Source organism: Alteromonas sp. LMIT006 (assembly GCF_024300645.1).
GTDB classification, from domain to species: domain Bacteria; phylum Pseudomonadota; class Gammaproteobacteria; order Enterobacterales; family Alteromonadaceae; genus Opacimonas; species Opacimonas immobilis.
This window is the reverse complement of the sequence record NZ_CP101291.1, coordinates 1,261,362-1,281,837: the sequence shown is the minus strand read 5'-3', so window position 1 is coordinate 1,281,837 and position 20,476 is coordinate 1,261,362. Positions and strand designations below refer to the sequence as shown.

The following is a 20,476-nucleotide window of genomic DNA, read 5'->3' as shown; positions in this document are numbered from 1 at the left end:
ATGACGGACACCGGTTCTCAACACATCAATGATATACAAGAACGGGTCGCATTTATCATCCCTCACAAAGGAAGGGAAGAGATGCTACTCCAAACTTTACGCAGTATCGCGCAATTAGACCGTGATGGATTTGCGGTGGAAGTGCATTTGGTCACGCAAAATGATTCCGTGTCTGATGAAATACATGCAATACCGGATATAGATTTGAAAGTGCATAATCGCAAAGGTTGTGGAAACATTTCTGCATCTCGCAACTACGGAGTGAGTCAAACAAAGGCCTCCTTCATCGCGTTTATCGATGCGGATGTCGAGTTATCTCAACATTGGTTGCGCACTTTACACCAAGAACTTCAGGTTCCTGGTCGCTTGCTGGTAAGTGCCAAACAAATCACATCCGCCAACCCCACTGTACTAGAACGTATACGCACCTCATTATCCAATGTGGATATTGACCGAGATGTGACTTTTTTACCTGGACGCAATTTATTGGTTCGGCGTTCAGATGTTATCAAAGTCAACGGTTTTCCAGAACATCTTGAAACGTGTGAGGATTATTATTTTACCCATGCGCTCTCGCAACACGGTGCATTGCATTACACCAGCAAAACAGAGTACGTCCATATTGGTGAAGATAAAGTCTTAACAGAGATGGCGAAAAAGGAAGTCTGGCGAGGACAATCCAACATTGCATCGATGAAAGGTCGCGACATTCCGTTGCGTGAGATCCCGAGCTTTTTGATTCCTCCAGGGATGATGTTTGCCTTACTCAGTGCCCTATTCCTCGCCATAACTGGGTACTTTGATGCCGCATTCATCCTGATCGGGTTGTCTTTGCTGCCCTTTGTCGCTTACTGCATCCGCCTCAAACAACACGTCTCCCCTCCTGTTTCTTGGTGGGATATCACACAGTTTTACGCCTATTATTTTCCAGCGCGTGCCATCGGTACGGTCAGAGGAATATTTGGTGAATTGACCACGGACAGTCATTCATGAAACACACTTTAAACGTCATGCAGTTTATTTGCCCTACTGGATTTTATGGGGCGGAACGCTGGATCTTGGCATTGACCAAACATCTGCCTACGCACATTAACTCCATCATTGCTGTGACCCAAGAGCCAGAGAATCACAACACTCAGCTCATTCGTGCAGCCCAAACACTTGGTTTCGAAACGGCCGAGTTTCCCATGACCGGTAAATTCGATTGGTCTGTGGTCGCACACATGGTGCAATATATCAAAGCGCACAACATTGACATCATCCATACCCATGGTTACAAATCTGATATTTTAGGCGTGATTGTCGCCAAAAAAGCGGGCATCAAAGTCGTCGTTACCCCGCACGGTTTTGAAAATGCCTCAGACGTTAAATTACGTACTTTTATTTGGTTAGGCTGTCAGGCCATGCGCTTTGCTGATCATGTCGTACCCTTGTCTTCTGCTTTATATGAAGATGTGGAGAAGTTTAGTCTTACTCCACCCAAGTTACGCTATATTCAAAATGGTGTCGATCTATCGGAAGTATACAGCGTCAAACACGACGACACAGTGCCTGCTCAAACGGATAAAAAACGAATTGGCTTCATTGGGCAGATGATTTCGCGTAAAAATATCGACGCTATCCTGCAGATTTTTTCTGAATTAGCCGCCACTCGTCAGGACATTGAATTAGTGCTGCTCGGCGATGGGGATTGTCGTGAAGCGTTAGAGCGCCGAGCACAAGCACTTGATTGTCGAGACGATATTCATTTTTTGGGGTTTCGCGACGATAGATTGGCGTTGCTCAAAACCTTTGATTTGTTTGTAATGACTTCGACCTTGGAGGGGATCCCAAGATGTTTAATGGAAGCCTGTGCCATGGGGATCCCTGTTGCAGCGTATGACATCGACGGCATTGATCAATTGATCCATCATGAACAGACGGGATTACTAGCACCACTGCATGATATCGCTATGCTCAAGCGCCATTGGGAAACATTATTGGATGATGCAAATAGCGCTCAAGTCATTGCAGAAAATGCCGTTAACTATGTACAGCAACACTATTCTTCGCAACGAATGGCGAATGAATACGATGACTTATTTCAAGAGATGATGACTAAGGATAGTCGAGATTATGTCAAAGCCTGACGTACTGTTTGTACTGAGTATAGATACCGAAGAAGAATGGCAATGGGATGAACCTTTCCCAGAGTCTGATTTTGCGGTGGATAACGTCAAGCATTTGCCATCGTTTCAGTATCAGATGGAACAACTGGGGATCCGTCCTACTTACTTTGTTGACTATCCTGTACTGGATGACCCAACCTCGCTAGAACAAATTAAGCAGGTTATTAAACATCGACAGTGTGAAGTGGGCGCTCACTTGCACCCATGGTGTAACCCACCCTACTTTGGCCCAACGACAGAATTTGAATCGCATGTGGTGAATTTACCTAGAGAACACGTCGCGACCAAATTAGATGCCTTAATCCAAAAAACACAAGACACATTAGGGATCAGGCCGCAATCCTTTCGGACTGGGCGCTGGGGCATTAACGAGACCATTTTTGAGTTACTGGTCGAGCGCGGCATCTGGATAGACTCCAGTGTTTATCCGATGTATGACAATGATTATTTTAGCTGTTATGACGCACCGTTTGTACCCTACTACCCAGACTTCGGGTTGCCCAACTTTGCTGGGCAACAGCGTCACTTATTAGAACTGCCTGTCACTGTGGGATTTAACCGCATGGATGATGAGACAGGCAGACATTTGCAAACAAAAGCAGAAAAAGGCATCTGGCACTACTGTCGAGCCAATGCTTTGTTGTGGCATACCACGTTGTTGCGCAAGCTTTATCTCAGCCCAGAACTCTCTTCAATAGAGGATATGAAATCCTTGGTCGATAATTGCTTACGTCAAGAACGACCGGTCATTCACATGTATCTGCATAGCTCGAGTTTCTTAGACAATGGAACGGGTTTTTATCTAGATAGAGACGCCCATAAGCATATTTTAGATAGTGTGACTCGAGTGTTCAAACACCTATCACATCAAGCCAACGTGACGTGTGCAACGATTTCTGAAGCCGCGCATCTGCTCGGTATGCAAAATCAGGTTAACAGCCACACCCAGCCTTTATCAGCATCGAGACAAGATATCAGGATGGTGTCATGAGAACAGAATTTGTCGCGCTTTCACAACTTAATCGAGCGATTTATGATGAGTATGTAGAATGTCATGCAGGAGCTTCAGCTTATCATTTTAGCGCTTGGCTAGTGTGTGTGTATGAAGCCTATAATCACGATGCCATCATTGCCCTAGCATATGAAGATAATACGCTCGTCGGGGTAGCTCCTTTGGTGTTGTTTTCACGGTTCTGGGGTAAGCCATCATTTTGTGCACTGCCTTACTGTGATGTGGGGCATGTTCTGGCAGATTCTGATGCCATTAAACAAGAATTAATAAAAGATATCTGTGAGTATGGCGCATCACACTTCATCTCATCTTTCGTGCATCGAGATATTTGTTCAGTTAATGATAATCTAGATGACAACGCACTAACTGGCAAAAAAGTCGCCATGAAAATGCCCTTGCAATCCAATGCTTCGGAGCAGATGGCAAGTTACAAATCAAAGCTACGCAGCCAGATCCGCAAAGCGGAAAAAAATGGATTATCTATCAAACTGACTGAAGGGAATGATTTGATCAATGATTTCTATCAAGTTATTGCGCAAAACATGCGTGAACTGGGCTCTCCTGTTCACAAAAAAAGTTGGTATGAAGCAATTGTTAAGCATTATCAGGGACGCTTTTGCATGGGAGTGGTGTATGACCGAGATATGGCAATTGGCGCAGGTCTCATATTACTCCACCCTTATCAATGCAGTATCCCTTGGGCATCCACCCTAGCGAAGTACAATCGATTAGCACCCAATATGATGCTATATGGGGCATTGATTGGATATGCTGCTGACAAACAAATACCTGTTTTTGATTTTGGGCGTTCGACGTTTAATGAAGGGACTTATCGGTTTAAAAAACAGTGGGGGGCAAGGCCACATGCATTGGATTGGCAGGATTGTTTGGCAACTTCACCTAAACAAAAGAGAGGTGAAACTGGAGGTGAGCAACTAAAGCAAGTTGCGATTCAAGTTTGGCAACATTTGCCTCTCTCGATGACCACTTTGGTGGGGAGTCGGGTGCGTGGTTTGATCAGTTTGTAAAGGAATAAGATGTCTTACGCTATTTGCATGTTTGCATACAATGAAGAAAAACATATTGAAACCAGCCTTTCGAGCGTTTTTTCAAATATTGATAGTGAATGTAAAAATGTCACGCTGATGGCAAATGGGTGCACAGACCAAACCGTGTCAATTGCACAACAGATGGCAAATACAAACAACTTACTCAATGTAATCGAGTTATCTTTAGGAGACAAATGCAATGCATGGAATACGTATATTCATGAAAATGCTCCTGATGTAGATACGCATTTTTTTATTGATGCTGATGTAAAATTCACATCCAACGTGTTCCCAATTCTCCATGAACAGTTACAAAACTCATCAGCACATGCAGTTGCAGGGGTTCCAGCGTCTGGAAGGAATAAAGCGTACTATGAATCCTTGGTTACTGATAGGAGTTGTTTTTTCGGTAATTTATATGGCCTTTCAAATAACTTTATTCAGATGATAAAGAAAAAGTCATTTTATATGCCAGTAGGTTTAAATTGGATTGACTCTTTTTTAACAAAAGCCGTCAACACAGATATTCAATTTCTGGACTACAACTTACCCAACAGAGTGACCTATAAGCTTGGGCATGGATATGAATTTGATTCGCTATCTCCTTTTAAGTTTGATGATATCAAGCTCTATAAAAATCGTATTGCGAGATATGAGTTAGGGAAATTGCAAGAGGTCATACTGGACAGTATTCCAGTTAAAAGGTGGCCGAGGGATATGCATGAAATCAATCTACAAATTCATGCACAAAATATGGTGAAAAATGTTTCTCAACCAATAAAACGTTTATTAGTCAAGCAGCGATTGGAAAAGCTGTTATCTTCAGGCCCTAAAATTGTCATGGACGACTCGGTATGTGTGGAATAGCTGGTTTTCTAAAACAAGGATACGAGGATTTATCTGAGTCAAGTTTGGTTCAGATGGGAGAAGCGATACTTCATCGAGGACCAGATGCAAGTGATACCTATTTGGATGAACATATTGGATTAGTGCATCGTCGACTTAGTATCATCGACTTGTCAGATGCAGGAATTCAACCGATGTTTTCTGCAGACCGACAGTGTGTCATTGTCTTTAATGGCGAAATCTATAATTTCTCTGCACTTAGAGATGAGCTAGTTACGCAAGGCTATGAATTCCATTCTCAAACTGACACCGAAGTTATCCTCGCGTTGTATCAACGAGATGGTGTGGAGTGCTTGGAACACCTCAATGGCATGTTTGCATTTGCGTTATGGGATATTACCAAAGAAGAACTATTCATAGCGCGTGACCGCATTGGTAAAAAGCCACTGTATTACTACGAAGATGAGGGAAGATTTGCATTCGCATCGGAGATAAAAGCCCTGTTAACACTCCCCAATATTAAAAAAGACATTAGGGATGATGCTGTATACGACTTTTTTGCCTATCAATATGTGCCCGACCCTAAAACTATTTTTAAGCATGTGCATAAGCTATCTCCTGGGCATTTTATGTTACTCAAAAATGGAGAAAAGCATATTGAGCAATACTGGGATGTCTCGTTTGCCAACAAGACGACTGATAATGTTGCGCAAGCTAAAGACCGTCTTGCAACATTGCTATACGATAAAACCAAAGCCAGAATGCTTGCTGATGTAAAACTTGGTGCGTTTTTAAGTGGCGGGGTTGATTCTAGTGGTGTCGTTGCGATGATGTCTCAACTCTCAGATACCCCCGTTAACACCTGTACTATCGGCTTTGATGATCCGCGATTTAATGAGGCAGAGTTTGCGCGCCAAGTAGCTGAACAATATCAATGTCAGCATCATGAATTTATCGTACAAAAAGACGTAGCTCAGGAACTTGAGCATATTGTCAGCTATTTTGATGAGCCATTTGCCGATCCATCACTTGTCCCAACGTTTTTTGTCAGTGAATTAGCGCGAGATGCGGTGACCGTTGCGATTGCCGGTGATGGTGGCGATGAGGTATTTGCAGGCTATGAAAAATACACACTAGACGTGCTAGAAAATAAATTACGCGAGAAGTTTCCAAAAGGCATTCGCGAAAATGTATTTCCCAAATTGGCTAAACTCTTTCAGAAAAGCTCACATACGTTCTTTAAAAAAGGAAATTCATTACTTACGAGTTTAAGCCAAGACCCAGCCATGGGTTTTTATATTACGAACTCTCAAATAACCGATAAGACTTGGGATAAGATTGCGAAACCTGAATTTAAATCAGCTTTAGACAATTATCACCCTGCGCAGATCACGCTAGATGCTTATGATAAAGCTGATGGCGATAATCATTTTGACAAAATATTATACACCGACCTAAAGACATATTTACCAGGTGGAATACTAGTCAAAGTTGACCGCATGAGCATGGCAAATTCATTAGAAGTTCGTGCGCCCATTTTGGATAAGGATGTGATTGAGTTTGCAGCAACCTTGCCTATCGATATGAAATACAAAGATGGTGACAAGAAACACATTCTTAAAGAAACATTTAAACCACTCCTGCCCGATGATTTGTTGTATCGCAAGAAAATGGGATTTTTGGTACCTCTTGCGGCTTGGTTTAGAGAGCATATTCATGATCTAGCAAAGCGTTACTTATTTGATTCACCATCTGGAATTAGTGATTATTTTGATATTAGTGCCGTTAAACATTTGTGGGATGAACACCAGCAACAAAAAGCTGATCATAGTACGGTTTTATGGAGTTTATTGATGTTTCAGATGTGGTTTTCGAGGTATATGGCTTGAACATTTGCCACCTCACCTACGATATGCGTATTGGCGGTACAGAAAAGGTCATTGAAAACCTTGTGCTCGCACAACGCCCTGAACTCAAACAGCGAATTTTGTGTTTGCAGCCAAAGCTCGGGCCCTTTGGTACACAGTTAAAACAGCAGGGAGTTCCAATTGACTGTTTAACATGGGAAAGTGGTTTTAGCATCAATACCATATTGGCTATTCGCCAATTTTGCTCAAAACATAATATTGATATACTGCACTGCCATCAATATACGCCATGGAGCTACGGAGCACTTGGCTGCCTTGGTTTTTTGAAAACGAAAGTTATATTTACTGAACACGGGCGTTTCTACCCCGACGTTTCAAATCAGAAAAGACGCTTTATCAACCCTGTGCTTGCTGCATTTACAAGTGGGTTTACTTCTATTTCTGACGCTACTAGAAATGCGCTACATCGCTTTGAGTTCTTAAACCGCAATAAAATTCATGTGATTTATAATGGCATTGCTGATAACGCTCCTCCAATGCATAAACACGTTGCTGTCGAACTTCCGGATGATGCGCTTGTCTTTGGCACTGTGGCGAGATTTGACCCCATCAAAAATCACCCACTGATGGTTAAAGCTTTTTCTCGTGTTTTAGCACAATACCCTAAAGCAACACTCATGCTCGTAGGCGATGGCGAAACCCGCAATGAACTTCATTCGCTGGTTTCATCGCTTGGTATTCAAGACAAAGTGCTGTTCACTGGTTATCAAAGCGAGCCAGAGGTTTATTGCCAGCTAATCGACGTGTTCTTGTTAACATCGTTTAGCGAAGGTACCTCAATGACATTAATTGACGCATTAAGAATGGGTAAACCCGCCATCGTCACAAATGTGGGCGGCAATCCTGAAATAGTCAGTCACAGACAAAATGGTTTTGTTATCCAAAACGATAATGAAGACGAACTTGTGGATGCCATGATTGAACTTGCCGCTCCCGATTTGCGAACCCATCTTGGAGAACGTGCAAGAGCGACTTACCTTCATCGATTTACAGCACAAAAAATGCAGGACGAGTACTGCGCGCTATATGCGCAAGTCACCAATTAAGAGAACAAGATATGTTTAAAGGCCTAGTTTATTTAATCATCGCTTTTTTGGCACTTAGTATCGTCAAATTGCCTTGGTTAGCCAGTGCGGTATATTTGGCAACGTCTATTTTACAGCCTCAAGCGATATGGTTTTGGGCTTTAGACGGTATCCCGATTTACAAAATCAGTGCAGGCATGGCTATCATTGGCTTTATAATCATGGTGATGCGCAAAGAAATTGACTGGTCAGGGTACTGGTATAAACAAAACCTGTTCGTTATTCTAATTTGGGCACTAGTCAATTTATCCGATATTTTTTCGCCATTCCCAGTGTATACTGCTAACGTGAATTCGGAGATTTTATTAGGCACGTTCAACACCATTGTGCTGATGTACTTTATCTTGGTTGGCACACTCAATCACGAAAAAGGTCTCAAGGTTCTGACGTTCTTGTTTATGGGCGTTATTGCGTATTACATTTACTGGGCCAACAGCACGTACTTCAACCAAGAGTGGTCGCAATTTAGAAATAATCGCTTGATGGGGCCCGAAAATTCGCCGTTTAAAGATGGTAACGTCTTTGCCGTATTGTTTGTGATTATTATGCCGTTTTTCTTATTCGGCTTTTATTATTTCAAAACAAAAATTATTAGAGTGTCATGCCTGCTTATCATACCATTTTTGTGGCACGCGGTATTGTTAACTAGTTCACGTGGAGCCTTACTTGCCCTTGGCGTAATGACATTACTGTGCGCCTTTATGCTCAAATCCAAAATCCTCAACATTTTATTGTGTATTGGTTTTTCTGGATTTATATTAACGCAGGGACAAATCGTTATTGACCGTGCGTATGACACCTATCAAGTTGTTAAAGAAAATAGCGGAGAAACCGCCAACCCGCGCTTGGTATCATGGGAAATAGGGATTGATCTTGCCTTCAAACACCCTGTGCTAGGGGTGGGACCACAGCGCTTTGTCACAGCATCGCGTGCATATTTTCCCGGAAAGTCACCACACATTGCTCACAATACTCTAATATCTATTGCCGCAAATAATGGCATCATTGCCATGGTGTTTTATGCTTGGATGCTCTTAAGCGTGTGGGCACGTTTTCGCAATACTAAGCAGCATTTCAAGCATCACCAGGAGCAATCTTTCTGGGGCTATATTCGAGACGCATCAACGATTGGGATCCTAGGATTCTTTATCACGTCGCTCTTCTTGGATTTATTAATATTCGAAGCCTTTTATTTGCTCATATTAATTAATATGTTGGGCTATCACCAGTTCACCCAAACACTGAAAGTAGCCAGCGATAGTGAAGAAGAAGCGCTTGATTTTAGCGTGAGGAAACCAGCAAATGAATATTAACAAAATGCTTAGCGGCAGTTTGCTACTAGTATTTGATTCTTTTGCACGAAAGTTTATTGGTCTAATAAGTACACTCATCTTAGCGAGAGTGCTCACGCCCGATGACTTTGGATTGGTAGCAATTGCCACAATTATTAGTTTGTTTGTGAGTAGCTTTACACAGCTCGGCAGTGAAGCGTACATCATTCGCTCACGACGCCCCACACGTGCCGTGTTAAATACTGCTTTTACTTTAAGTATACTCATTCGCCTTCTCGTTACAGTACTAGTTATCGTATGTATTCCTCTGGCGGTAGTTTTCTTTGACGAGTCACGGCTGACTGCTTTAATCGTTGCTTTTTGTTATATCATTTTGATCGAAGGTTTCGAGAATCCAGCGTCATTTTTGTTAAGACGTCGTCAAGAATATAAACCACTGATAAAAGTCACCATTATTGCTAAATTTGTCTCTGTCATTTGCGCAGTGTCTATCGCTCTAATTTATCAAAGCTACTGGGCATTAGTGGTGGGATTAATGATCAGCAGTACCATTCAAATTCTAGGCAGTTATACTGCCTATCCGTATTTACCGCGTTTTTCTGTTCAGCACCTGGCGTCACAGTGGTCGTTTTCAAAATGGCTGATCCCGCAGGCGATCTTAGGTTTTGGGCGCACGCAATTTGATACATTCATTGCCAGTACTCTATTTGGTAAAGCAAGTTTAGGTAGCTACAACACGATGAAATACCTCGCCTATATCCCTAGCCAAAACATTATTACTCCAATGACTACTCCTCTACTTGCTCAGCTTGCGCATTTAAAAAATAAGCCCGAGCATTTTCAAAATCGTTTTTGTGTATCAGTTATCATATCGCTGGCATTATCGGTGCCAATAGGGATATTTTGTGTATTTAATGCAGAGCCTATTATTTGGGTATTGATGGGCGATAACTGGGTTAAATTTTCTGCAGTATTTGCCTGTTTCTCAGTGCTGATCATTACTATGTGCCTATACACTGCAGCAGCAAGATTATATTATATTTTTGCGCAAACTAAGCCCCTTCTCATCTTCGAGTTAACCAGCTGCATAGTGATTGGTGTAACCTTGTTATCCATAAAATTCCAGGACATCACGGAATTTGCTGTGACTAAAATTGCGGTTGAGCTATGTTTGATATTGCTATTTTTTACAATCTCTGTAATTCGCTATGTCAGTCTACAAAAATGCATCCTTAGCTTAGTTGCCTTATTTGGACTTCTGGGTCTAAGCGTCATTAGTGTATTCGCAGGAATAATACTTAACCCCTTCGAACACAAACTGCTTGAGGTGATATTTAACGGTCTGGTTTTCATTTTCTCTTATACCTTAGGATTTATAGCTTTATGCCGTCTAGCATCCAACACCATTTCAGAATTATCCTATATTAATGACCTTATCGACAGCCACTTCTTTTACAAAATTAACCGTTTTATCAACAAGGAAGCTACGTCATGAAAGCTCAATCACCATCCTATCAATACAGTATTGTGATCCCGACGTTTAATCGATTAAACGAACTCTTGCTCACCCTGCCGCAAATTGTAGACATGGTGTATGCGCAGGGCGAAATTATCATCATCGATCAGTCTGACGATGGACAGCCTGAGCAGCACAAAGTACAACTAGCCGAGATATGCGCGCAATGTAATATAAGATATTATATGGCACCATCTTTTGCTTCGGTGTCGATTGCAATTAATACGGGTGCACAACTAGCAAACGCCCCGATTGTGCTAATCATGGACGACGATTTAGATTTTGCCGACACAGATATTATTACGAAGCATCTAGAATATTACCGCGAACCCGATATCATTGCTGTAGCCGGTTGCTATTATGCGGGTCATATCGATTATCCCTGGATCCCGTCAGCTAAGCACGGCATTGCCACGTCAATGTCCTGTGCCCATATGTCAGCAAGAAAAACAACATTTGAACAGTACGGCGCAGCGTCTTGGTTGAAACCTCCATTCTCTACAATTGATTGGGAAATGGCAGAAGTATTTAATCGCCACGGTAAGGTCGCTTTAGGCGAAGATTGTTTTGTATTTCATCGCGCCCCCGCCGACGGCGGTTGTGGTAATCAAGGCACTCGCGGTGTTAATTGGTATCGCGGTACCTATCACAATCACACCCTATGGATGCTGTCTCGCCCCTTAAAAGACAAATTACTCAAATTACCTAAACACATCTACACGCTGTTGCGTTATTGCATACCTTCAAAGGACTTAATGTGGACACGGAAGTTTTGGAAGGAAGCCGTTGTTAATGGCATTAAGGATGGAGTTAGCACATTTAAAGCGCACGATAATAAACGAACTCATTTTGCTGAATGTGAAAATAAGCTAATCCTCTTGTTTGCCAATACTTATGAAGAGCCTACTGAATAGCAGTCTAAAGACATGTAAACTATCCTTAGTCGATAATGCTCTATAAATTTGTATAAACTTAGCTAAATACGTTTCGAGTGAAAATTCATTAACAAGCTTTTCTCTAGCTCGCTTAGCTCTGCAAAGTGCCTCCTCTGGCTGAGATAGGATTTTATGCACCTGTGCAGCAAGCATCTTTGGCGAATTGGGTTCCACTAAATAAGCGCACGTTTCATCTAAGGCCTCAGTAATACCATTCACATTTGTCGATACAATGACTTGTTGTGTAGCCATAGCCTCTAAAATAGACACAGGGAACGCTTCTTGATGTGAAGCACAAACATAAATATCAAGTTGTTCTAGTTGCTCTGATACATTCTCTACCTGCCCTGTAAACGTAAAGCGTGACGCCAAACCTAAGGTATTAACCTTTTCTTTTAGAATTGCATCACGTGGCATCGCTAAGATATCGCCACCGATTACGCGATACTGCGCATTAATGTTCGCATTTGTAAGTATGTTCGCCATATCAATAAAATCATCGTGACCTTTCCGTTCTTGTAAATTCGCAACTATGCCAATGACGGGTTCAATAAGATTAGGTGTGCGTTTTTTTGGTGGAAACGATTGATATTTAACACCATTATGCACGACACTTTGTAAGGTTTTAGGGCTTATTTTTGCGAGCACTGATCCTGTGGAAGTTTGTAATTCTTGGCTACAAAATACGGCTATATCTGGTGCGAAACGCCCATATGCCCAACGTATCACTTCCTCGCTAAATGGAAAATGAAAATGAGTTAACACCTTAACTCCTGCTATTTTACAGGCTGGCATTATGGCTTGGGTACAAAACGGGTCTGCCGTATGAACGATATCTATCTTCTCTTCTTTTAAGTATTGCACCCAACGAATGGTCTGCTTGATATATGCTATACTTTGACTCGCACTAAACTGGAGTTGTGTAAGGTATTTAACTGGCACGTTGTGCAACTTTGCCCAATCAGTAAAAGGCCCAACTTCTGGAGTTATCAATACCATATTAGCTTCGACGCCGTGGAGTTGTTCTAGAATAACTTGAGACATTCTTTCTGCTCCCCCCATTTCAGCTACACTATGAACAATGGCAACAGTGGGGCAATTTTTGTTTAATAACATACCCACTCCTTACGCTAATTCATCGAATACACGATTGAGTCGTTTTGTGTGTGATTGCCAATCAAATTGTTGATTCACATAATTGATTGCTCGTCGCTCATATTGGGCGCGCTCTGAAAAGTCAAGATAAGGACTAAGTTGTTCAATTAAAGAAGACACGCTAGCACAATCGATAATTTGACCGGTTTGTCCGGGTAGCATTGCCTCTTTTGTGCCACCTGAATCGCCGGCAATGACCATTTTCCCACATGCCTGAGCTTCTACGAGCACCATGCCAAACCCTTCAATATCATTATCAATCGTTCGGTTCGGCAAAATAAACAAATCGCACTGTTGATAACATGCCAGTAAGTCGTCATCACTCGCATTCGGCATGAAGCGCACATAATCTGAAACTCGACATTCTTCAACTAGCGATTTCAGCCTCGCCTCTTCTTCGCCATGTCCGATAATGACATAAAGCAATTTAGGATGATATTTGATAAGTTCAGGCAGCGCTTGGATCATATAATCCTGACCCTTTCTTGCTTGTAGACGTCCTACAGTTAACAACACAAATCGCTCATTCCAACCGTGTAGATTTCTAAAATCATGATCTGGAGAAGCTGGTAAATAGCGGGTCATATCTGCACCGGGGTGATGTACTTGAATTTTTTCTGGAAGACCGTAGCCCGACCTTAATAATATATTTCGAGAATTCTCGCTATTACAAATAATCACATCAGCGCGTTTAAATATAAACTTAGCTAGGGCATTATGTTCACGGCTGTATGCGGTCGTTTCAACATCCTCACCATGGACAAATACGACAAGTTTTAGATGCAACAAAAAGCTAACCAATGCTGCCGTTAAGCCCTCGTGTAGTATCCGACTTGCGTGAATTTGAGTTACTTTATTGCGTCTACAAAACTGTAAAACACGCCAACACTGAGAAATATAGAATCCTAATCCAGTCAGGCTTGCTATTCCCCATTCTGCACTTTGCATCGGCTGTCGTGTAATTACATGGGGAAAAGCGACAACTCTGTTTGCACTTTGCGAGTGCGTATAAACAAAAACTTGTTTATCGTTTATACGCCGGTATAACTCATAAAACCAACGTCCGCTGCCACCACTAGTCGGCGGGAAAATTTCGCTGAGCAGTAGAATAGTTTGCATGTATCGTCCTTAACCATAAACTTATAAACAATAAGAAGAGTGGCATCATCCAGATTGCCACGTATGAAAAGCGTTCAAAATAGTATTTTTGGGTAACAAAGTGCATCGCCCCATCCCATCGAGTAAAATCTCCCAAGTACCATTCTGATAAATACAAGCCATCATTTGGGTAACCCGCAGAACTGTAAGCAGTCTTGGTTAATTCAGGATTTTCATTTATCGCTATAAATGGAGCTTCAATATAAACACCAAAATCAGGGTCTAAAACCAAACCATCATCAATTGCTTCAACAACAACATGACCTTGTGTCGTAATGATTTGATTCGCAATACCGTTAACTCGCAAAATTTCGCTTAACAACATACTCACATCCCCACACAATCCAATCCCTCGCTCAATCGATTTGTCAATTTGTGTGAAGTGGTATTTTTCGAATTCAGGAATACCTGAAAACTCACCCATCGCCCATAAAATCCAATTTTCCCAAATTGGTATTTGTTGCATAAACTTTTCAGGCTGGTAATCTTCCCAATGAATGTGAGATATTCCATCCGCAATTAACTTGGTAATCCGTTTTGCAAAATCAGCATCACTCTCACCTCTTAGCTTGTTGATACCAGAACTTAACTGCTCACTAGAAATGAGTTTATCTCTGTCGCCAAAGCGCAAATGCTCAGATGATATATCATCCTGATTCATCGACTGTGTCAGACCGTATACATTAATGATACCTAACACAATGGATACAACCATGATTACAGATGAGAATACTTTCACTAATAAATACTCGTGATATGTAACTCAGTGGCTTTTTTTGAAAAGACGGCTAAAGATACCTCCTCGCTGACGGATAATTCATTTTGTGCAACATCCGCTGTGCCCCCGTCCCTTGACGAGATCTTTTTATTCACTTGGTTATTTTTTATTACAACGTTACTTGTTTCAGGGAAACGATACTCAATAGCTCGAGGGTAATTGTGATTAAGATATATAATATTATTTTCAATCAGCGTGTTTGGACTTTGTTCTAGTGCAATTCCGGTATCCGCAAAGGGTGTTGTCTTTGCGTGCAGAATGACATTATTTCGAATCGCACCACCGGAGTGATTGTGTTTTACATTTTTCTTTTGATGGCCTAAGCCAAAACCGATATGCCGATCATTATTAATAAATAAATTATCGGCTACGACATTGTCTTTTGAGTTAATCCAAAAGTGCACTGCATATTGAGCAATCCTCTTTGCAGGACTTGAAATATCCCGAAAGACATTATTTTTAACTACCCAATTGGTTGCACCAATGGCATCAATGCCCCCGGTGTAATATTGGTAGGCGATCCCTCGGGTATATTGAAAGATAGAATGTTCAACGATTCCATTATCACTGGTTTTTTCTGGAAAATTATTGTAATTGTGAGACACTTTAAACAGCTGCTCTTTCGCATCCTGAAAAATCATCCGATTAAAATGCACATTATCTACATCCAACTCACCTGCCACTTGAACGGTATGGAATGACGCATCCGTCAAGGTGATCCCATCCATGCGAAAACCAGAACGATTGACTCTTATCAGATTTCCAATCCCGCTATCATGCCCACTTCCCATAATCACCGTTTCATAAGGGTTGCCCGACACTGACATCATGGTGATGTTTTCACCGTTAATATTCATTGTCCTTCCGATGTTATACACCCCATCCACTAGGTAAATGACGGTGTTGCCAACTTTATTTGCATCCACCAGCGCCTCATTGAGCTCTTGCACATTAGAGGCGTAACGTACCTTCATATTAGGGGAAACCGTTAAACGCGGGATTTTGCTAAAATCTTTAATAACCGACACAGGCTCGGCAAACGGCTCAATAACGGTGGCAGTGCCGGTTTTTTCTTGAACTTTGTAGAGAATGTCTTTTAGATTGTAGTTGGTGAACTGAGTCACACCCACGATACCCGCGCCGCCCATGATTATGAGCGTGCCAATCCCAAATATCATCCCTTGCATCAACTTACTCATTATGAGTTGCATGGGGGGCCTCCTTGATGGTTTTAATCACTTTTGCTGGATTCCCGCCAACAATGACACCGCTTGGCACATCATTCACGACCACCGAACCGGCTGCGACAATCGAACCTTTGCCCACCGAGGCCATCACAATCGCGCCATTACCAATCCAGCAGTTATGACCGATGGATATCTTTTCAAATACGCCCCCTTGGTCACGGATCGGCACATCACTGCGGGCAAAATCATGCTGATTTTTGCCGCTTAATATATGCACCCCGCTGCCCAGTAAAGTGTCTTTGCCTATCGAGCATTTGCCAATGTTACACTGAGGTCCAATATAGACCCCCTCACCGATGGCAGTATCGGTATGTGAGAACAATGCCCCAAAGCCAATATAACTGTTCCAATGCCAGTGTTTAATCACCCAATGGGCAAAGGCATTGCGCTGATAACTGCCTATTTTCCCTGGTGCCAGAGACAAAAACTGCATAAAACTTTGAAACACACTGTCTCGGCTACTTTGACCAACCGCGAAACTGGCCAACATATATAAAAGTATTATCGGCAGTTGCAGGAAAGATATGATCAAAAAAAACAACCGCTTCATGCGCACACCTGTTTCATGTACTCGTCATCTCGCTGCTCAGTCGACAACTGCTCTGCCAAGGCTTGTAATTGTCCAGCCCAAGAATATCGTGTGTCGATTAATCGCTCAGCCTGAGTGACCACGTCCTGATACAATATAGAATCTTGCAAATCTGCTAAAGCAGATAGGTAAGCACTTACATCGTTACACACAAACCCCTCTTTCCCATGGGTCATCTCAATCCCCTCAAAACCTAGACTTGAACCTAACACGGGAAGACCACATGCCATGGCTTGTAAGATTTTGTTTTGTACGCCACGTGCAATTTGAAATGGCGCCACAAACACATCCGCCTGATGAAAATACGGCACTACATCATCAACACGCCCCGTGACCTGTATATCATGCCTTGTATCAAGCTTTCTTATCTCCTTTACAGGATTCATCCCCACAATGGACAAGCTAGCTTTAGGATAATGCATTTTGATCGACGGCCAAACGTATTCGACAAACCACAACATGGCCTCCACATTGGGTTTGTAGTCCATGACCCCGACAAATAAGAATCGTGTCAGTGGAGTGTCACCAGTACGATCTTGGGATGCTGGAAAAAAGACCCTCTGATCAATGCCATTGCCCATCACTTCCACCCGTTCATCGAGTGCTTTTTTGAGATCCATTGCTTCAAGGTTTTCATGGTTGGGCTGATGCGCAGACACAAACAACTCACGTTCTTTCTCGGCGATCAAAAACACCTTGTCTGCATCGATGAGCGCACGCCGTTCAAGCTCAGCCACCTTTTTGGATTCTCTTCGATACACCCAAGACATCGGCCATGACGCGGCGTCTGCGTACTGAGACCATTTGTCCGAGTCCACATCCATAAAATCAAATAAGATACGCTTTGGTTGATACAAAATCTCACCGCCCCCCATTTGAGACATCCCTTGCGGTAACAATCCACTGCACTGGGCATAGCGATACAAACTCGATGCACTCAATATCACCGCCTCATACTCTGTCTCAGCAACCCATTCATTGAAGATTGCTTGCATCTGGTCAGAATAGAAATACCCTTCACTGATGGCCCAGCCGTGTGTCAACGCCGTGAGATAACGCAGTAATTTATGAGGCAACCTAACACATTTGGCTCGAGAGACATGTTGTGCCAACGCTGCACAATCTTGCTCATCGGATTGGGATTCCGCCAAGGCCAACACATCAACATCCACCCCATGCTGGGTCAAATAATCAATCTGATGATAGGTTCTGAGCTTTTCCCCTTTGTTCGGAGGGTATGGCACGCGTTGACAAACAAACAATACCTTCATGCCCTTCATAGCTTTGGTTTGGCCCATTATTGCGCCTCCTGTGAAAGTCGCTCAATACTAGCTACCCGAAGGGCGTCGGTACGGGAAAGATACTCAGTAAAGCGATTGTTAATGATGGCTTGATGGCGCTGTTGTAACAGTGCATCGTTTGATACTGGTAATTTGATGGCGAACAGTCGCATTACAGTCTCTCGATGCAACAATGCTGCGAACGTTTGCATCAGTTTGACCTGGGTTTTGCTGCTGTACCACTGCCCATCAAACCAGTATGCATAATAGATCACGTGCTGTTCACCTCGTGGAGAGCTTATGTGATCGGCCAATACCACACTGGAGTCGCTCAATGTCACTTGGTTGCGCTCAACCAACGTCCAACGATCTTGCAGATAGAGTTTATTTTGAAAGCTCACTAACTCACCGTGTTTCCCATCAAACGAGACTTGATAACTTTGATAGACTTGGTCGAGGTATTGGTGGGTAGATAATTGCTCAGCCGCTGCATGATGAAACTGCGGTGCCCAGGGAGTGCTGGGTAAAGAAGCTCTCCATTGTGCATTATTTCCTACACTCATCACTTCTTTGATAGGTGTGTTCGAATACGACCAAGGTGCTTCAATTCGGTTCTGGACTTGTGCTTGCCACCACTGGGCAGCCCCTAACAATATTAATACCAAGATCACCACCCAATATTGTGGGGAAGTGGACGTACTGTGTACAGTAGGATGAGCCTTATCAGTGTCCTTCACCTTGCTGTCTCCGCGACGAAATAGCTCACCCAAAAAAATCAAACTCACAATAACCATTGCAAAAAACACCCAGCCATACACAAGATGGTCTGCTCCGACTGCGTGTTCCATGTCACTCAAATACCCAGTTAAGATAATGCCATACACCCTGACTGCATTTGCAACAATGGGGTACGCAATAGATAACATCACAAAACTCACTCGGCGCCGCCAAGAAAACAAGTTCATATACGCGTACAAGTTACCAATCACTACTGACGCGATGAAAAAGCTTATGCCAGAGCAAGCTTCAGCAACCAAAAACGTCCCGCCAGGTACCTCGATGTACAACCCTGTGCGAAACAATGGCACACCCGTGAGTTGCAACAAGTACACTGCGATATCCGCGGTGATTTGTTGTAACCAGGGCACCAGTTCTTCGCCAATAGGAATGGCAAACAACATGAACATCAAAGGAAACATGATGTGGTATGCCGCACGATTACCGATGACGAGCCAAATTAACGTCGGCAAGAGAGAAAACGCTGCAACGTGCATAAACAGCTGAATATCGCCCGCAACGCCCACCACATATAACACCAACTGCCCAAAGACAACCGGCAAGGCTTGCGATGCTGGTCGTATCGGTAACTGTTGCAACACACCGCGCTCTTGCCATATCAAGTAGAGTGCACCGGGGATCACCAAAAAGCAGTGCTGGAAGATCTCTGAAACCGACCAAATACCGACTGCACTGCTGATCCCGGCAAAGCTAAAGAACGCCCAACCCAATAACACCAAGCACAAGGAAAAAAACATCCTTTGGGACGCTTTTAGATGACTGTACGTCGCCGTTGTCATGCTGTTCTCGACAGATCCATTGGGACTTTGGGAGCCAGCTCTGAAAGCTCATCCGCATACGCCATCGCCATAGAAGACCAGGCAAAATCACGAAGCAATTTGTTCAGCTTATCTTCCATGCTATTTAAGTTCACATAGTGGCGGAGTTTAGATTTTAACGGGGCGTCTTTGACTCGAGGTTGGTCCGGGTCAATTTCCCAAGGATGAAAATAAAAACTATATGGCTTTTTTTCTTGTGTTAAGAACTCATTGATCCGACGTTTAGAAAACCAATAAGGAAATAAACGAAAATACCCACCGCCACCAATACCTATATTGGTCTGGTTCTTGCGCAAGGTGGGAATGGGGATCTCAACAATGCCAGAAGGGTGACAGTAGGAAAACCTTGGCCAGTGAGGTACGCCATATAAATCGTGTTCTATCGGATACGTACTCGACGAGTACATAAACCCCAGACGAGCCAGTATGTCATAGACATATTCGGTCTTGGCATTCATCGAAAAACTCGGCGCGCGATATCCCATCACTGCTTTGCCTGAAATCTGTTCAATGCGGTCTTTGCTGTGCGCAATGTCTTCATAGGCCTGTTGCTGCGTCAAGGTCGTGAGACGAGCATGATTACTCCCATGACTGCCTAGTTCATGGCCTTCTGCCGCAATGCGTTGAATCAAAGCCGGACAGCGTTGTGCTACCCAACCCAGAGTAAAAAAAGTCGCTTTGACGTTGTGCTCGGCAAAAATATCAAGTAGCCGGTGAGTGTTGTGATCGACTCTTGGGGTAAGAAAGCCCCAATCGTCTTTGGCTATCGCTTGTTCAAAAGCAGACACATGAAAGTAATCTTCCACATCCACTGTCATCGCG

Annotated in this window: 18 protein-coding genes; 10 read left to right on the top strand and 8 right to left on the bottom strand. The window is 43.0% G+C overall.

Annotated elements, in window-relative coordinates; genetic code table 11:
* From NLG07_RS05990 to NLG07_RS05945, 10 genes are read left to right on the top strand one after another with little or no spacing between them, the layout of a single operon-like run.
* Window positions 1-993, top strand: a complete 993-nt coding sequence (locus tag NLG07_RS05990) for a glycosyltransferase family 2 protein (protein WP_303049188.1) — start codon at window positions 1-3, stop codon at window positions 991-993.
* Window positions 990-2,129: a glycosyltransferase family 4 protein gene (locus NLG07_RS05985; protein ID WP_254854550.1), complete on the top strand. Its 1,140-nt coding sequence runs from the start codon at window positions 990-992 to the stop codon at window positions 2,127-2,129. Before NLG07_RS05990 ends, NLG07_RS05985 begins: the two co-directional genes overlap by 4 nt.
* A complete protein-coding gene (locus NLG07_RS05980) occupies window positions 2,116-3,159 on the top strand; it encodes a polysaccharide deacetylase family protein (protein ID WP_254854549.1) in 1,044 nt (347 codons plus the stop codon). The genes NLG07_RS05985 and NLG07_RS05980 overlap by 14 nt, the downstream gene beginning before the upstream one ends.
* Entirely contained in the window at window positions 3,156-4,208 is a 1,053-nt protein-coding gene (locus tag NLG07_RS05975; RefSeq protein ID WP_254854548.1) for a GNAT family N-acetyltransferase, read from the top strand. The genes NLG07_RS05980 and NLG07_RS05975 overlap by 4 nt, the downstream gene beginning before the upstream one ends.
* Before the next feature lie 9 nt (window positions 4,209-4,217).
* Window positions 4,218-5,096, top strand: coding sequence for a glycosyltransferase family A protein (locus NLG07_RS05970; protein WP_254854547.1), 879 nt, complete (start codon window positions 4,218-4,220; stop codon window positions 5,094-5,096).
* Window positions 5,084-6,964, top strand: a complete 1,881-nt coding sequence (asnB, locus tag NLG07_RS05965; protein WP_254854546.1) for an asparagine synthase (glutamine-hydrolyzing) — start codon at window positions 5,084-5,086, stop codon at window positions 6,962-6,964. Before NLG07_RS05970 ends, asnB begins: the two co-directional genes overlap by 13 nt.
* A complete protein-coding gene (locus tag NLG07_RS05960; RefSeq protein ID WP_254854545.1) occupies window positions 6,916-8,049 on the top strand; it encodes a glycosyltransferase in 1,134 nt (377 codons plus the stop codon). The genes asnB and NLG07_RS05960 overlap by 49 nt, the downstream gene beginning before the upstream one ends.
* Before the next feature lie 11 nt (window positions 8,050-8,060).
* On the top strand, window positions 8,061-9,401 hold the full coding sequence (locus NLG07_RS05955; RefSeq protein WP_254854544.1) for an O-antigen ligase family protein: 1,341 nt from the start codon (window positions 8,061-8,063) through the stop codon (window positions 9,399-9,401).
* A complete protein-coding gene (locus tag NLG07_RS05950; RefSeq protein WP_254854543.1) occupies window positions 9,391-10,875 on the top strand; it encodes an oligosaccharide flippase family protein in 1,485 nt (494 codons plus the stop codon). The genes NLG07_RS05955 and NLG07_RS05950 overlap by 11 nt, the downstream gene beginning before the upstream one ends.
* Window positions 10,872-11,810 (top strand): glycosyltransferase, encoded by a 939-nt coding sequence (locus NLG07_RS05945; protein ID WP_254854542.1) that lies wholly within the window; start codon window positions 10,872-10,874, stop codon window positions 11,808-11,810. Before NLG07_RS05950 ends, NLG07_RS05945 begins: the two co-directional genes overlap by 4 nt.
* Here the strand turns inward: NLG07_RS05945 and NLG07_RS05940 are convergent.
* The 8 genes from NLG07_RS05940 to NLG07_RS05905 are packed head-to-tail and all read right to left on the bottom strand — an operon-like array spanning window position 11,766 to window position 20,472.
* Window positions 11,766-12,947 carry a glycosyltransferase family 4 protein gene (locus tag NLG07_RS05940; protein ID WP_254854541.1) on the bottom strand — a complete coding sequence of 394 codons (1,182 nt, stop codon included), beginning with the start codon at window positions 12,945-12,947 and terminating at the stop codon, window positions 11,766-11,768. The genes NLG07_RS05945 and NLG07_RS05940 overlap by 45 nt on opposite strands.
* 9 nt (window positions 12,948-12,956) lie before the next feature.
* Window positions 12,957-14,105 (bottom strand): glycosyltransferase family 4 protein, encoded by a 1,149-nt coding sequence (locus tag NLG07_RS05935; protein ID WP_254854540.1) that lies wholly within the window; start codon window positions 14,103-14,105, stop codon window positions 12,957-12,959.
* Window positions 14,062-14,883, bottom strand: coding sequence for a hypothetical protein (locus tag NLG07_RS05930; protein WP_254854539.1), 822 nt, complete (start codon window positions 14,881-14,883; stop codon window positions 14,062-14,064). Before NLG07_RS05930 ends, NLG07_RS05935 begins: the two co-directional genes overlap by 44 nt.
* On the bottom strand, window positions 14,883-16,133 hold the full coding sequence (locus tag NLG07_RS05925) for a right-handed parallel beta-helix repeat-containing protein (RefSeq protein ID WP_254856776.1): 1,251 nt from the start codon (window positions 16,131-16,133) through the stop codon (window positions 14,883-14,885). Before NLG07_RS05925 ends, NLG07_RS05930 begins: the two co-directional genes overlap by 1 nt.
* Window positions 16,114-16,659: an acyltransferase gene (locus NLG07_RS05920; protein ID WP_254856775.1), complete on the bottom strand. Its 546-nt coding sequence runs from the start codon at window positions 16,657-16,659 to the stop codon at window positions 16,114-16,116. Before NLG07_RS05920 ends, NLG07_RS05925 begins: the two co-directional genes overlap by 20 nt.
* A 56-nt stretch (window positions 16,660-16,715) precedes the next feature.
* Window positions 16,716-18,056 (bottom strand): TIGR03087 family PEP-CTERM/XrtA system glycosyltransferase, encoded by a 1,341-nt coding sequence (locus NLG07_RS05915; protein ID WP_254856774.1) that lies wholly within the window; start codon window positions 18,054-18,056, stop codon window positions 16,716-16,718.
* Window positions 18,056-19,615: an exosortase A gene (gene xrtA / locus NLG07_RS05910; protein ID WP_254856773.1), complete on the bottom strand. Its 1,560-nt coding sequence runs from the start codon at window positions 19,613-19,615 to the stop codon at window positions 18,056-18,058. Before xrtA ends, NLG07_RS05915 begins: the two co-directional genes overlap by 1 nt.
* A complete protein-coding gene (locus tag NLG07_RS05905; protein WP_254856820.1) occupies window positions 19,612-20,472 on the bottom strand; it encodes an XrtA system polysaccharide deacetylase in 861 nt (286 codons plus the stop codon). The genes xrtA and NLG07_RS05905 overlap by 4 nt, the downstream gene beginning before the upstream one ends.
* Window positions 20,473-20,476: the final 4 nt, after the last annotated feature.